Source organism: Azospirillum sp. VT-I1, assembly GCF_055698305.1.
Genome location: NZ_CP168802.1, coordinates 804,070 through 817,614, shown reverse-complemented (window position 1 = coordinate 817,614; position 13,545 = coordinate 804,070). Strand labels below are relative to the sequence as shown.

At 65.9% G+C, this 13,545-nt stretch carries 14 protein-coding genes; 10 read left to right on the top strand and 4 right to left on the bottom strand.

Annotated features, from left to right (window positions below):
* Positions 1-202: 202 nt before the first annotated feature.
* From AB8P05_RS17675 to AB8P05_RS17665, 3 genes are all read right to left on the bottom strand, one after another.
* Complete coding sequence (locus AB8P05_RS17675; RefSeq protein ID WP_472759581.1) at positions 203-379, bottom strand: hypothetical protein; 177 nt, start codon at positions 377-379, stop codon at positions 203-205.
* Positions 380-482: 103 nt separating this feature from the next.
* On the bottom strand, positions 483-689 hold the full coding sequence (locus AB8P05_RS17670) for a hypothetical protein (protein WP_472759580.1): 207 nt from the start codon (positions 687-689) through the stop codon (positions 483-485).
* Positions 690-1,006: 317 nt separating this feature from the next.
* On the bottom strand, positions 1,007-1,792 hold the full coding sequence (locus AB8P05_RS17665) for an IclR family transcriptional regulator (RefSeq protein WP_455173732.1): 786 nt from the start codon (positions 1,790-1,792) through the stop codon (positions 1,007-1,009).
* 144 nt (positions 1,793-1,936) lie between these two features.
* On the opposite strand from AB8P05_RS17665, the gene AB8P05_RS17660 reads away from it, so the two are divergent.
* From AB8P05_RS17660 to AB8P05_RS17615, 10 genes are all read left to right on the top strand, one after another.
* Entirely contained in the window at positions 1,937-3,511 is a 1,575-nt protein-coding gene (locus tag AB8P05_RS17660) for an ABC transporter substrate-binding protein (RefSeq protein ID WP_472759579.1), read from the top strand.
* 195 nt (positions 3,512-3,706) lie between these two features.
* Positions 3,707-4,648 carry an ABC transporter permease gene (locus AB8P05_RS17655; protein WP_455173730.1) on the top strand — a complete coding sequence of 314 codons (942 nt, stop codon included), beginning with the start codon at positions 3,707-3,709 and terminating at the stop codon, positions 4,646-4,648.
* 14 nt (positions 4,649-4,662) lie between these two features.
* Positions 4,663-5,571, top strand: coding sequence for an ABC transporter permease (locus tag AB8P05_RS17650; RefSeq protein WP_472759578.1), 909 nt, complete (start codon positions 4,663-4,665; stop codon positions 5,569-5,571).
* A 1-nt stretch (position 5,572) separates the two neighbouring features.
* On the top strand, positions 5,573-6,727 hold the full coding sequence (locus AB8P05_RS17645) for an N-acyl-D-amino-acid deacylase family protein (RefSeq protein ID WP_472759577.1): 1,155 nt from the start codon (positions 5,573-5,575) through the stop codon (positions 6,725-6,727).
* A gap of 32 nt (positions 6,728-6,759) precedes the next feature.
* Complete coding sequence (locus tag AB8P05_RS17640) at positions 6,760-7,176, top strand: amidohydrolase family protein (RefSeq protein ID WP_472759576.1); 417 nt, start codon at positions 6,760-6,762, stop codon at positions 7,174-7,176.
* Positions 7,177-7,198: 22 nt separating this feature from the next.
* Positions 7,199-7,582: a RidA family protein gene (locus AB8P05_RS17635; protein WP_149224340.1), complete on the top strand. Its 384-nt coding sequence runs from the start codon at positions 7,199-7,201 to the stop codon at positions 7,580-7,582.
* An 80-nt stretch (positions 7,583-7,662) separates the two neighbouring features.
* Positions 7,663-8,721: an alanine racemase gene (locus tag AB8P05_RS17630; RefSeq protein WP_472759575.1), complete on the top strand. Its 1,059-nt coding sequence runs from the start codon at positions 7,663-7,665 to the stop codon at positions 8,719-8,721.
* A gap of 223 nt (positions 8,722-8,944) precedes the next feature.
* On the top strand, positions 8,945-9,949 hold the full coding sequence (locus tag AB8P05_RS17625) for an ABC transporter ATP-binding protein (protein ID WP_455173726.1): 1,005 nt from the start codon (positions 8,945-8,947) through the stop codon (positions 9,947-9,949).
* Positions 9,946-10,947: an ABC transporter ATP-binding protein gene (locus AB8P05_RS17620; protein ID WP_472759574.1), complete on the top strand. Its 1,002-nt coding sequence runs from the start codon at positions 9,946-9,948 to the stop codon at positions 10,945-10,947. Before AB8P05_RS17625 ends, AB8P05_RS17620 begins: the two co-directional genes overlap by 4 nt.
* A 218-nt stretch (positions 10,948-11,165) precedes the next feature.
* Positions 11,166-12,713 (top strand): hypothetical protein, encoded by a 1,548-nt coding sequence (locus AB8P05_RS17615; RefSeq protein ID WP_472759573.1) that lies wholly within the window; start codon positions 11,166-11,168, stop codon positions 12,711-12,713.
* Between the two features lie 108 nt (positions 12,714-12,821).
* Here the strand turns inward: AB8P05_RS17615 and AB8P05_RS17610 are convergent, their stop codons facing one another.
* Entirely contained in the window at positions 12,822-13,301 is a 480-nt protein-coding gene (locus AB8P05_RS17610) for a VOC family protein (RefSeq protein WP_472759572.1), read from the bottom strand.
* Between the last annotated feature and the right edge of the window lie 244 nt (positions 13,302-13,545).

The following is a 13,545-nucleotide window of genomic DNA, read 5'->3' as shown; positions in this document are numbered from 1 at the left end:
TCCCGATGGGGACTCTCCTGGGAAAGCCCGGATTCCCGCTTTCGCAGGGATGCCGGCCGGGTTGGCTTTGCAGTCCCAGGGTTCGGCCTGACGCGGGGGCACGTATCGCGCAGTGTACACATGCGATCGGGCCGGCAAGCCTTCGGATCCCTCCGGCTCCCAGCCCGATCGGCGCAGCGGATGTTCAGGGATATATGCGGCGTCAGCCGTCCCGGCGGTCGTCGTCCGGTTGGCCGCCCTCGCCGGTCCAGTCGTCGGTCAGATAGTCCTGGGAGCGGCTGATCTCCTCGACCTCCTCGCGGGAGGGAGATTTGGGCACCTGCTCCTGACCGGACTTGCGGTCGTCACTGTCGAGGGTGCCTTCAGGCTTGCGGGGCATCGGTTCCTCCTGGGTCGCATTGGACAGTCCAGGGAACAGGGACAGGCCCGCAAGATCACGAGTTGGGGGAGCGGTTGAAGGAAACCCGTCCCCCTCGCACACATCAGTTGGCGGCGTCAGCCACCGTGACCGGCATGGTCCGCACCATTTCCAGAGCGACAGCGGCGCGGACTTCGTCGGCAGCCAGGACAGCGGGGGTGTTCACGTTGGCGACGGCGGCGACGACCGCGAACAGCAGGGCGCCGACAACGATACGGACAACGGCGAACTTGGCGGCGAAGACAGCGGATTCGGTTTCATGCGTGGTCATGATGATCTTCCTTCAACTCGGTTTTGATTTCCGGCGGCCGATGCAGCGGCCTGTTGAGGAAGATATTGGCACAATCACGCCACCGCAAAAGCGGAGACATAACATTCCAGCCCGCGCTATTTTGCATCGCAGCATAGCGCTGTGAAAGACGTCATACGGACTTTTTCTTGAGTTATCCGCGCCGTTCGCAGCGCTCTACAGGGCTTTATGGGAAGTTTCGCAGCGCTATTACTGGCTGCCGTCTGTACAGATTAAAGACATGTGGGTTGGCTTGTGTCAACGGCAACGGCCGATGCGCGGAATTGGCGCAGACGCCGTCAGCGTCCGGGCGACAGCCGCTCGGCACTGGCCTTCAGCGTGTCGATCATTGCCTGCTGCGCCTCCTCCGTCGTGTCGGCCGGGACGACGAAGCAGATTGTGGCGATGCAGCGGCCGGCCGGATCGCGGACCGGGGCTGCAAGGCAGGTGGTGAAGCGGTCGACCAGCGCCGTGGTGCGGACATAACCCTGGGTGCGGGCGCGGCTGATGTCCTCCAGAAACTCGTCCTCGGCGATGCGGCGGCCGTCAGGCAGGGTGAAATCCTCCGGCGGGATGAAGCGCCGGATCTCGTCGGCGGCCATATGATCGACCAGCAGCCGGCCGGACGCGGTCCAGGGGATCGGCACCTTGATGCCGATCTCGGAGCTGATGCGGAACATGCGCCGGCCCGGCTCATTCAGCACGACCAGATACTTGTCGCCCTCCAGCGTGCAGAACTGCGCCGTCTCTCCGACCGTCTCGGCGATGTGGGCAACCTCCACCCGCGCCTTGCGGATCAGGTCGACGCTGTCGAGGTAATCGCTGCCGTAGTAGTGCATCGCCGGCCCGAAATAGACCGTGCCCTCGCCGTCGCGCAGCTCCAGCCAGCGCGCCTCCACCAGCGTGTTGACCAGCTCGTACATGGTCGAGCGCGGTGTGCCGGTATCCCGCGCGATGTCGGCGATGCGCGTGGGCGCGCGCCGGCTGTGCAGATGCTCCATCAGCGCGATGACGCGGTCGATGCCGCGCGCGCGGCCCGTCGACTTCTCTTCCGCCTGTTTTTCCGCCACGCCGTTGCTCTTCATCTGATCCGCGCTCCCTGGTCGTCGCACAACCGATTAGCACGCGGATTTTCGGCTTGCCAGCGGTCTTTGTCCGATATACCGTTCGCTTGTCTGGAATACAAGACCGACGTCCGATATTTCGGACAAACGGTCCGGGAGGCAGAAATGACAGGGATCACGCGACGTCTGTTCAACACCGCTCTCGGTACAACACTGGCCGCTGGCGGGCTTTCCACCGGAATTCTGGGAGATTGGGCTACACCGGCGCTGGCCCAGCAGGGCGGCGCTTCGGTCGTCACCGTCGCCACCATCGGCGAGCCGCCGACGCTGGACCCGGTCGGCACCACGTCCGACCTCGTCAGCATCATCACCCAGCACATGTTCGAGACGCTGTTCACCTTCGACGGCGACTGGAAGCTGGCCCCGCTGGTGGCGTCGGCCCTGCCCGAGGTGTCGGCGGACGGCAAGACCTACACCATCCCGCTGCGCAGCGGCGTCACCTTCCATGACGGCAGCAAGGTCACGGCGGACGACGTGGCCGCCTCGCTGGACCATTGGACCAAGGCCTCGCCGCGCGGCAAGACGGTTGCCCCGCTGGTCGAGAGCATCGCCGTCAAGGGTGCTGATGCCATCGTCATCACGCTGAAGGAGCCCTTCGCGCCGCTGACCGCGCTGCTGGCGATGAACAACGGCGCCGCCGCCATCGTGCCGAAATCGGTGATCGACGGGCCCGGCGCCCTGAAGTCGCTGGTCGGCACCGGCCCCTACAAGCTGCTGGAGCACAAGCCCGACCAGTATATCCGGCTGGTGCGCCACGACGGCTACGCCTCGCCCGCCGGCACGCCCAGCGGCTATGCCGGCAGCCGCAAGGCCGGCATAGCCGAGGTCCGCTTCGTCCCGGTGCCGAACGCCGCCACCCGCGTGTCGGGCGTGCTGGCCGGCCAGTACCAGTTCGCCGACAGCCTGCCGGCGGAAACCCTGCCGCGCATCAAGAGCGCGGCCGGCGTCAAGCCGGTGATCGTCAAGCCCTTCGGCTTCCCGCTGATGATCACGAACACCAAGACCGGCGTGATGGCGAACCCGAAGGTCCGTCAGGCGGTTCTGGCAGCGCTGGAGCCGAACGACATGCTGCTGGCGGGCCTCGGCGATCCGGCCTTCGTCCAGGCGGAGGGGTCGATCTATGCCCAGGGCACGCCCTATTACGACGCGGCCAGCGCCAAGCCCTACAGCGACCACGCCGCCGGCAAGGCGGCGGACCTGCTGAAGGCCGCCGGCTACAAGGGCGAGCCGATCCGCATCATGACCTCGGTCCAGTACGAATTCCTGTACAAGATGAGCATGGTGGCGCAGGCCCAGCTCGAAATGGCGGGCTTCAAGGTCGACCTGCAGGTGCTGGACTGGGCGACGCTGCTGCAGCGCCGCGGCGACGACAAGGGGTGGGACGCCTTCTTCACCTACCACACCTTCGTGCCGGAACCGTCGCTGATCACGGTGCTGAACCCCAGCTATCCCGGCTGGTGGGACAGCCCGGCCAAGCGCGAGGCGCTGGCCGCCTTCAACCGCGAGATGGACCCGGCCGCCCGCAAGGCGAAATGGGTGACCCTCCAGTCGCTGTTCTACAGCGAGGTGCCGAGCGTGAAGGTGGGCGAGTTCTACAACCTCGCCGCCAGCAGCGACAAGCTGACCGGCTACACGCCGACGCCCTGGCCCTTCTTCTGGAACACCGAACTGAAGAACTGAGAGCGGGATAACTCCCTCTCCCGCCCCGGGAGAGGGAAGGGGCCCAAGCAAAGCTTGGGAAGGGTGAGGGGTAGTACAAGGAACCATGCGCTTCCGGTTTCTTGGACCACCCCTCACCCTCCCCGCCTTCGGCGGGTCCCCCTCTCTCCCGGGACGGGAGAGGGCTCAAACTCCCCTCGGTCCAGGACCGCAACCATGCTCGTTTACATCGTCCGCCGGTTCGCCGGCATGATGGTCGTCATGCTGCTCGTCGCCATGGTGGTCTTCGTGATCGCCCGCGTGGTGCCGGGCGATCCCGCCGCCGTCATGCTGGGATCCTCCGCCACGCCGGAGGATATCGCGGCGCTGCGCGGCCGGCTGGGGCTCGACGAGCCGCTGCTGACGCAGTTCCTGCTCTATCTCGGCCAGATCATCCGCTTCGACCTTGGCGAATCCATCTTCCTGAACCGTCCGGTGGTGCAGGCGCTGGCCGAACGGTCGGAGCTGACCGGGCTGCTGACCATGATGTCGGTGGGGATCGCCATGTTGATCGGCGTGCCGATCGGCATCCTGTCGGCGGCCAAGCGCGGCGGGCTGATCGACCAGACCGCGGTCGGACTCGCCATGCTGGCGGCCAGCGTGCCCAGCTTCTGGATCGGGCTGACCCTCATCAAGTATCTGGCGGTCGACCATGCCTGGTTCCCGGTCGCCGGCTACGGCCCGCCCGACGCCGACCTGATGGAGCGCATGCGCCATCTGGTGCTGCCGGCCATCGCGCTGGGCATTCCGAACTCGGCACTGATCCTGCGCTTCACCCGCACCAGCATGCTGGATGTGATGAGCCACGATTACGTCCGAACCGCGCGGGCCAAAGGCCTGCCGCCGCTGGTCGTCGTGCTGAAGCATGCGCTGCGCAATGCGATGATCCCGATCCTGACGGTGATCGGCCTGACCACCGCGGTGATGATCGCCGGCGCCATCGTGACGGAGACCGTGTTCGGCCTGCCCGGCGTCGGCAACCTGATCGTCTCGGCCGTGCTGCGCCGCGACTATCCGGTGATCCAGGGTGCCCTGCTGGTGGTGTCCGCCATCTATGTGCTGATCAACCTGACGGTCGACCTGCTCTATGCCGTGGTCGATCCGCGGGTCCGTTATTGAGAGGGAGGGTTTCCATGGCAAGCGTCCCCGCCGGTCACGGCAGCGTCACCCTTCCCTCCTCCGCCAAGGGCCGGAACAGCCGCTCGCCGGCCGCCCTGCTTCTGCGTCAGCTGTTCCGCCGCCGGCTGGTGGTGCTGTCCTTCCTGATCATGCTGGCGATCCTGGCAGTGGCGCTGCTGGCGCCGTGGATCACGCCCTTCAACCCGATGAAGATGGACATCCTCGGCCGGCTGAAGCCGCCCTCCGCCGCCCACTGGTTCGGCACCGACGAGTATGGCCGCGACGTGCTGTCCCGCGTGATGCTGGGCGCCCGGCTGTCGCTGCTGGTCGGGCTGCTGGTCGTGGTGGTGGCGACCCTGATGGGCACGCTGCTGGGGCTGGCCGCCGGCTATATCCGGCCGCTGGACGGCATGCTGATGCGGCTGACCGATGCGCTGATGGCCTTCCCCGACATCCTGCTGGCGATTGCCTTCATGGCGGCGCTGGGACCGTCGCTCTACAACGTCGTGCTGGCGCTCGGCATCGTCTACACCCCGCGCGTCGCCCGCGTGGTGCGCGCCGCCTGCCTTGTCGTGCGCGAGATGCCCTTCATCGAGGCGGCGACGGCGCTCGGCGCCTCCACCCCGCGCATCGTCTTCCTGCATATCCTGCCCAACCTGATCTCGCCGATCCTGGTGCAGGCCACCTTCATCTTCGCCTACGCCATCCTGACGGAGGCAGCGCTGTCCTTCCTCGGCGTCGGCGTGCCGCCGACCACCCCGACCTGGGGCAACATGATCGCCGGCGCCCAGCAGTATTTCCAGCAGGCCGACTGGCTGATCCTGTTCCCCGGCTGCGCCATCGTCCTGACCGTGCTGTCGCTCCAGATCGTCGGCGACGGGCTGCGCGACGCGCTCGACCCCCGGCTGCAGAAGGCGAAGTGAGATGAGTGCATCCCTCCTCATCAAGGGCGCCCGCGTCATCGACGGCACCGGCGCTCCCTGGTTCCCGGCCGACGTGCTGGTGGAGCGCGGGCGCATCGCCGCCATCGGCCCGATGCTGGACGCGCCGGACGCCGAACCTGTGGAGGCCCAGGGCCGCTTCCTCGCCCCCGGCTTCATCGACGCCCATTGCCACGACGATTTGATCCAGCTGCGCCAGCCCGGCCGGCCTGAGAAGGTGGCGCAGGGCGTCACCACCGTGGTGGTCGGCAACTGCTCCTTCGGTCTCTATCCGCAGAGCCCGGCCAGCGCCGGCTCCTTGCGCGAGCATTTCGGCAATCTGCTGGGCACCGTCGAGACCCAAGAGACCTTTGCCGACTTCGCCGGCTACCGCGCGGCACTCGACGGCCGCGGCACCGCGATCAACCTCGTCTCGCTGGTGGGTCACGCGGCCCTGCGCCTCGCAGTCATGGGCTGGCAGAACCGCGCCGCCACCACCGAGGAGCGCGAGGCGATGGCCGCCCTGCTGGCCGAGCAGCTTCGCCAGGGCGCGCACGGCCTGTCTCTCGGCCTCGTCTATCCGCCCAGCGCCTGGGCCGACCGCGCCGAGCTGGTGCGGCTGGCGGAGGTGGTGGCGGAGCATGGTGCGCTGCTGACCGCCCATGTCCGCTCCTACGAGGGCGGGCTGATCGCCTCGGTGGACGAGTTCCTTGACCTGCTGAAGGCCGGCGGGGCGAGCGGCCTGCTCTCCCACCTGCAAGCCGCCGGACGGCCCTATTGGGGCAGCCTGCCGCGGGCGGTGGAGCGGCTGGAGATCGCCCGCAAGGGCGGCACCGACGTCAGCTTCGACATGTACCCCTACCCCGCCGGCTCCAGCACGATCCTGCAGCTGCTGCCGCCCTCGGCGCTGGCGGGCGGGGTGGAGGCGCTGCTGGCGCGCATGGCCGACGCCGACGGGCTGGCGGCCCTGCGCCGCGCGGTGGAGGACGGTGAGGCGCCGTTTGACGCCGGCTGGGAATCCAAGATCCGCCTGATCGGCTGGGAAAATGTCCGCATCGGCGGCGTTTCGGCGGACGATCTTCGCGATTTGGAAGGGCTGTCGCTGACCGAGATCGCCGAGGTGGCGAAGGAATCCCCTTCGAGACGCTGGTCCGGCTGATCCGCGCCGACCGCGGCCGCACCAACATCGTCATGTTCCAGCTGGCCGAGGCCGATCTGGAAACCGCGCTGTCGCATCCGCTGCACATGCTGGGATCGGACGGGCTGCCGCGCGAGACGGGCAAGCCGCACCCCCGCGCCTTCGGCAGCTTCCCGCGCTATCTCGCCCGCGCCCTGGCGGGCGAAGGCAAGCTCGGGCTGGAGGATGCCGTCCGCCACATGACCGCCGTCCCGGCCCAGCGCTTCGGCCTGTCCGTCCGCGGGCTGGTCCGGCCGGGCATGGTGGCCGACCTGACCCTGTTCACCGCCGAGGTGGCGGACCGCGCGACCTTCCAGGAACCGACGCGCCCGCCCCACGGCATCACCGACGTGCTCGTCGCCGGACAGTTCGTCCTGCGTGACGGCGGGCACACCGGCGCGCGTCCGGGCAAGACCCTGGCCCGCGCCTGATATTCCAACCTGTGAGGACCGAATGACCAACCGCAAGCCGATCTTCGCCGAAAAGGGGGCGAAGCCCGCCGGCCAGTACAGCCACGCGATCGTCGCGAACGGCTTCGTCTATGTGTCGGGCCAGGGGCCGCACCATCCGGAGACCGGCGCGCTGCCCGAGGATTTCGCCGGCGAGGTGCGCCAGACCCTGCGCAACCTGGAGATCATCCTGAAGGCGGCCGGCACCGACCTCGCCCATGTGGTGAAGGTCAACAGCTACCTCAGCGACCTCGGCCGCTTCCAGGAATACAACGCGCTCTATTCGGAGTTCTTCCCGACCGAGCCGCCGGCCCGCACCACCATCGGCTGCCAGCTCAACAACATCCAGGTCGAAATCGACTGCATCGCCGTCCTGCCGACGGCGTAACATCGTGTGCCTACGGCCGATCCCACGGCATCACCGCCGGGATCGGCCCCTTCCCTCTTATCGCGTTCCGGAGCGGTCCCATGCGCGTCGACGATCTCGACACCCCCGTCCCCGTCATCGACCTCGGCCGGGTCGAACACAACCTGACCAAGATGCAGGCCTATTGCGACCGGCACGGGTTGGCGCTGCGCCCGCACATCAAGACCCACAAGCTTCCCCAATTCGCGCTGCGGCAGATCGAGCTGGGCGCCGTCGGCATCACCTGCCAGAAGATCGGCGAGGCGCTGGTGATGGCAGAGGCCGGCTGCGCCGACATCCTGCTGACCTACCCCATCGTCGGCGCCGCCAAGGTGAAGCCCCTGGCGGAGCTGGCCGGCAAGACCAAGCTGACGGTGGCGCTGGACAACGCCGTCGCCCTCGACACCGTGGCCGCCGCCGCCGCGGAGGCCGGCGTCGAGATCGGCATCCTGGTGGAGTTCGACAGCGGCGACGGCCGCTGCGGCGTGCAGACCCCGGACGAGGTGCTGACGCTGGCCCGCCGCGCCGCCGGCAATGGGCTGACCCGCTTCCGCGGCCTGATGACCTATCCGCGCGGCCCCCGCACCGTGCCCTTCGTCGCCGAAACGCGCGCGCTGCTGGAAGGCGCCGGCATTCCGGTCACCACCGTGTCGGTCGGCGGCACCCCAGGCTGCTGGGACACCCACGAGCTTCCCGGAGTGACCGAGCTGCGCGTCGGCACCTACATCTATCACGACCGCGCCACCGTCGGCGCCGGGGTGGCGACGCTGGACGAGTGCGCCGTGCATGTCCACGCCACCGTGGTCAGCCGACCCACCCCCGACCGCGCCGTGCTGGATTGCGGCAGCAAGACCCTGTCGAGCGACCGCGTCGCCCCGTCGGTCGGCGAAGGCTTCGGCCTGATCCTCGATTACCCCGACGCGGTGATCGTCCGCGTCAACGAGGAGCATGCGGTGGTCGACCTCAGCAGGAGCGAGGCGAAGCCGGAGATCGGCGACCGCGTGATGATCCTGCCCAACCATGTCTGCGTGGTGACCAACCTGCACGACCGCATGGCGGTCACCCGCAACGGCGAGGTCGTGGGCGACTGGCCGGTGCCGGCGCGCGGCTGCACCCGCTGACCGGTCCTTCGGGGCAACAGCATTCAGCTCCCTCTCCCGCCCCGGGAGAGGGAAGGGGCCCATGCAGAGCATGGGAAGGGTGAGGGTTGGGCACGGAGCCATGCGCTTCGGGGCCATGCGGTTCGGGATTCTCGGACCACCCCTCACCCTCCCCGCCTTCGGCGGGTCCCCTCCCTCTCCCGGGACGGGAGAGGGCGATTATCGGCAAATCCAGGATCCCGTCATGGACGCTGACATCACGCTCGACATCCGCAACCTGCAAACCCACTTCACCGCCGATCCCGGCGTGTCGAAGGCGGTGGACGGCGTGTCCTTCGCCGTGCGCCGCAACGAGACGCTGGCCGTCGTCGGCGAATCCGGCAGCGGCAAGTCGGTGACCAGCCTGTCGGCGATGCGGCTGATCCCGTCGCCGCCGGGCATCATCGCTGGCGGCGAGATCCTGTTCCGCGGCCGCGACGGGCAGGTGCGCGACCTCGCCCGCCTCAGCGAGCGCGCCATGCGCAGCGTCCGCGGCAACGAGATCGGCATGATCTTTCAGGAGCCGATGACCTCGCTGAACCCGGTCTACACCGTCGGCGACCAGATCGGCGAGGCACTGCGCTACCACCAGGGGCTCGACCGCCGGGCGGCGCGGGCGGAGGCGCTGGCCATGCTGAAGAAGGTCGGCATCCCGGCGGCGGAGCGGCGGCTGGACGAGTATCCGCACCAGATGTCGGGCGGCATGCGCCAGCGCGTGATGATCGCCATGGCGCTGGCCTGCCGCCCCACCCTGCTGATCGCCGACGAGCCGACCACCGCGCTGGACGTGACCATCCAGGCGCAGATCCTCGACCTGATGCGGCGGCTGCAGGAGGAGACCGGCACCTCGATCCTGTTCATCACCCACAATCTGGGCGTGGTGGCGGAGGTGGCGCACCGGGTGGTGGTGATGTATTCCGGCCGCATCGTCGAGGAAGGCGATGTGCGCTCCCTGCTGAAATCGCCCAGGCACCCCTACACCCGCGGGCTGCTGGCCTGCATGCCGCATCTCGGCCAGCGCCGCGGCGACGGCGGCCGGCTCTACGCCATCCCCGGCAGCGTGCCGAGTCCGGTGAACCGCCCCCAGGGCTGCACCTTCGCCCCACGCTGTGCGCTGGCCGAACCTGCCTGCCTCGCCGCCGAACCCGTTCTGGAGCCGGTCGGCCCCGACCATTCCGCCCGCTGCCGCCGCTGGAGAGACGTGCAATGAGCATCGATACCGTTACCGAACAGCCCCTGCTGAGCGTCCGCAATCTGGAGAAGCGCTTTCCGGTGCGCGGCGGGCTGCTGCAACGGCCGGTCGGCTGGGTGAAGGCGGTGGACGACCTGTCCTTCGACCTGAACCGCGGCGAGGTGCTGGGGCTGGTCGGCGAATCCGGATCGGGCAAGACCACCGCCGGGCGCAGCATCCTGCGGCTGATCGAGCCGACCGGCGGCTCCATCCGCTTCAACGGGCAGGAGATCACCGGCCTGGGCACGGCGGAGATGCGGGCGCAGCGCCGCCGCATGCAGATCGTCTTCCAGGACCCCTATGCCAGCCTCGATCCGCGCCAGCGCGTGCGCGACGTGATCGGCGAGGCTCTGACGATCCACAACATCGGCACCCGCGCCGACCGCCGCGACCGCGTGGCGGCCCTGCTGGAGAAGGTGGGCCTGGGCGCCGACGCCATGGACCGCTTCCCGCACGAATTCTCCGGCGGCCAGCGCCAGCGCATCGGCATCGCCCGCGCGCTCGCGGTGGAACCCGACTTCATCGTGGCGGACGAGCCGGTATCGGCGCTCGACGTCTCGGTGCAGGCGCAGGTGGTGAATTTGCTGGGCGATTTGCAGCGCGAGCTGGGGCTGGCGGTGCTGTTCATCGCCCATGATCTGGCGGTGGTGCGCTACATCAGCGACCGGGTGGCGGTGATGTATCTCGGCCGCCTGATGGAGATCGCGCCGAGCGACAGCCTCTACGAGCGCCCGCGCCACCCCTACACCATGGCCCTGCTGTCGGCCGCCCCCGACCCGGACCCCGACGCGCCGAAGTCCCGCATGCTGCTGGACGGCGACGTGCCGAGCCCGATGAACCCGCCGTCCGGCTGCGTCTTCCGCACCCGCTGCCCGTTCGCCCTGCCCGCTTGTGCCGAGCCGGAGGCCCGGGCGCTGCGCGAGGTGGCGCCGGGGCATTCGGTGGCTTGCATCCGGGACGATGTGGGGGCGGGGTGAGGCGGCAGTTTGCTGATGCAGAGTCAGCATTGCGCCAGGAGTAGACCTTTCGAACGTTGAACTTGAAGATCTAGGAGCCATAAATATTTGTAGGCACTGCATCCAGCTCTGCTTCTAAGCGGGAGCTCCGTTCAAATTTTCGCTTTCAAGACCACATTGAGGAATTGTTTCAATCCCCCATTGCAATATAATCTAATGATGCGCTAAATTTGGGGACTATGATCAAGCGACTGCCACGATATGCTGAGATTGAGCTACAGCGCCTGTGTGCCAAGGCTGGCGCATTATGCCATGCGGTTGATGAAGACGAGAGCGGTTGGGACCGCTTAATCGAGTTCCCCGAAAAGGTTTTTCATGGGCCGGCGGATATGCGGCCACCACGTGCAGTTGCCTATGCGCAGGTAAAGTCGGTCGAAAATGGACCACCCGTTTGTCGCGTCAAGCTATCAAACGCGTTGCGCGCTGCCCAATCGCCTCAGCCGTGGTTTGTGGTGCTGGTTACAGGAGAAACACCTAGTCAGCCATCCAAGGTGTTCGCAGTGCATGTTTGGGATGATCTTATTCGCCGTACCTTAGAGGCGGTACGACGCGCTCATAACGGAAGGCGATCACTACACAAGTGCTCGCTCACAATCAGGTTTCAGCCGGAAGATGAAGTAGGCGAGCGTCTTGTACAATGGATGCAGGAGGCGATCGATACTGTACAACCAATGTACGAATCTTCTAAACGACTTATTAACAGAACAGCAGGTTATGAGGATGGCTGCGGAACCGGCATACTAACAGTTGAGGGTAAAGACGAAGAGGAGATACTGAAGAACTTCCTTGGGCTTGGCGCCGGCCTTCGCATCAACAATTTTACCTTCACACCCAGCCGGTTCGGGATTCCTTTATTGGCACCAGAAATCGACATATCGGAAGGCATTATTTATATTGAACCTCATCCAAGAGGTGATATCGAGATTCGTTTGCGTAGCCCTGAAAGTGCCCGTACCATTGTTCTACAAGGACACGCATATGGAATTGGTTTGCCTGGGATTCCGGACCATCAGAAGAGAATTCGCTTTTCAGCCGGATTTATGGAGGTGCTTTGCGCTCTCGATGGGCATGCCGAGTTCACCGCGCGTCTGAATAAACAGGATAGGCATAAACTTGCGACTCTCGAGGATTATGCCGTACTGAACGAGTGGCTTACTGCAGGCCAGGTCAATCTACAGGTGTGGGCAAATGGCAGGCGCGTAATTGCCAGCACACTAAATAATTGCGTTGATAGTACCGGTATTAACTGGTCGAATTTTTCTTCGGCACTTAGCCTTCTACGCTTAATTGCAGGGAATCAGAATCCAGAAATAAGCCTTTACGATCTTTGCCTCGCACCGGGGCTAGGTACATTCTCCAATTTCGCCGACGCCGGTTCTCTGCGACTTGAGTTCGATCCTCTTGCCTATGCGCCTACTGAACCCGCCACAGCGATTTTGTACTGGTTTAGCGTTGATGTTGGAGAATATTCATTTTACGCAATGGCAGAATGGCCGGTGATTGAAGACATTATGGTCAATAATAACAAACGGCGCGTAACAGCGTTGCACGGGCGGATCGTTGAGTCTTACGTCTTGCAAAATCCTTCGGAGAAAGAACGAGGGATGATTGAACGTGACTACAGGCATTACTGCGATAGCATTGCAAAAGATGGTGTGCCACTGGAACTGGGCGACTTACATACGTTCATTCTCTCTTGCCAAAGAAAAAATTCCCCAGACAATTGAATGACTGGCTTCAATAATGACTTTTATCTGATTGGCCACACTCCAAGATCATTGCATAATATGGTCTTTGAACGCCGTTCCTCAAAGTTTAGCAGAGCCACATCCCCCTCACCCCCGCCTCGCCGCCTCAATCGCCGCCACGTCGATCTTCGTCATCCCCATCATCGCCTCGAACGCCCGCTTCGCCTCGTCTCCGCCCGCCGCCAGCGCATCCGTCAACACCCGCGGCGTGATCTGCCAGGAGATCCCCCAGCGGTCCTTGCACCAGCCGCAGGCGCTCTCCTGGCCGCCGTTGCCGACGATGGCGGTCCAATAGCGGTCGGTCTCCTCCTGGTCGTCAGTGGCGATCTGGAACGAGAAGGCCTCGCTGTGGGTGAAGGCCGGGCCGCCGTTCAGGCCGAGGCAGGGGAGGCCGGCGACGGTGAACTCGATCGTCAGAACGTCGCCCGCCTTGCCGGACGGGTAGTCGGCGGGGGCCCGGTGGACGGCATGCACGGCACTGTCGGGGAAGGTCTCGGCGTAGAAGCGGGCGGCGGCTTCGGCGTCCTTGTCGTACCAGAGGCAGATCGTGTTCTTGGCGACGGCCATGGCGTGTCCTTTCGCGCGGAAACCGGCTCCGGCTTGTTGCCGTGTGCTGCTGGGTATGGTTTTACCACCGCAAGTGTCGTGATGGCGATAGGCCGGGCGTCCAGGGGCGCCATTCTTGACGCCGCCCTCGCCCCGGGCATAGGATCCCGCCGTCTGAAACAGGTTAGGCTCGGGACGGTTGGCCCGGCCCCCGCGATGCGGGTCCTTCCGTTGCCCAAGGGTCGGCCCTGGGTAACGGCCCAAG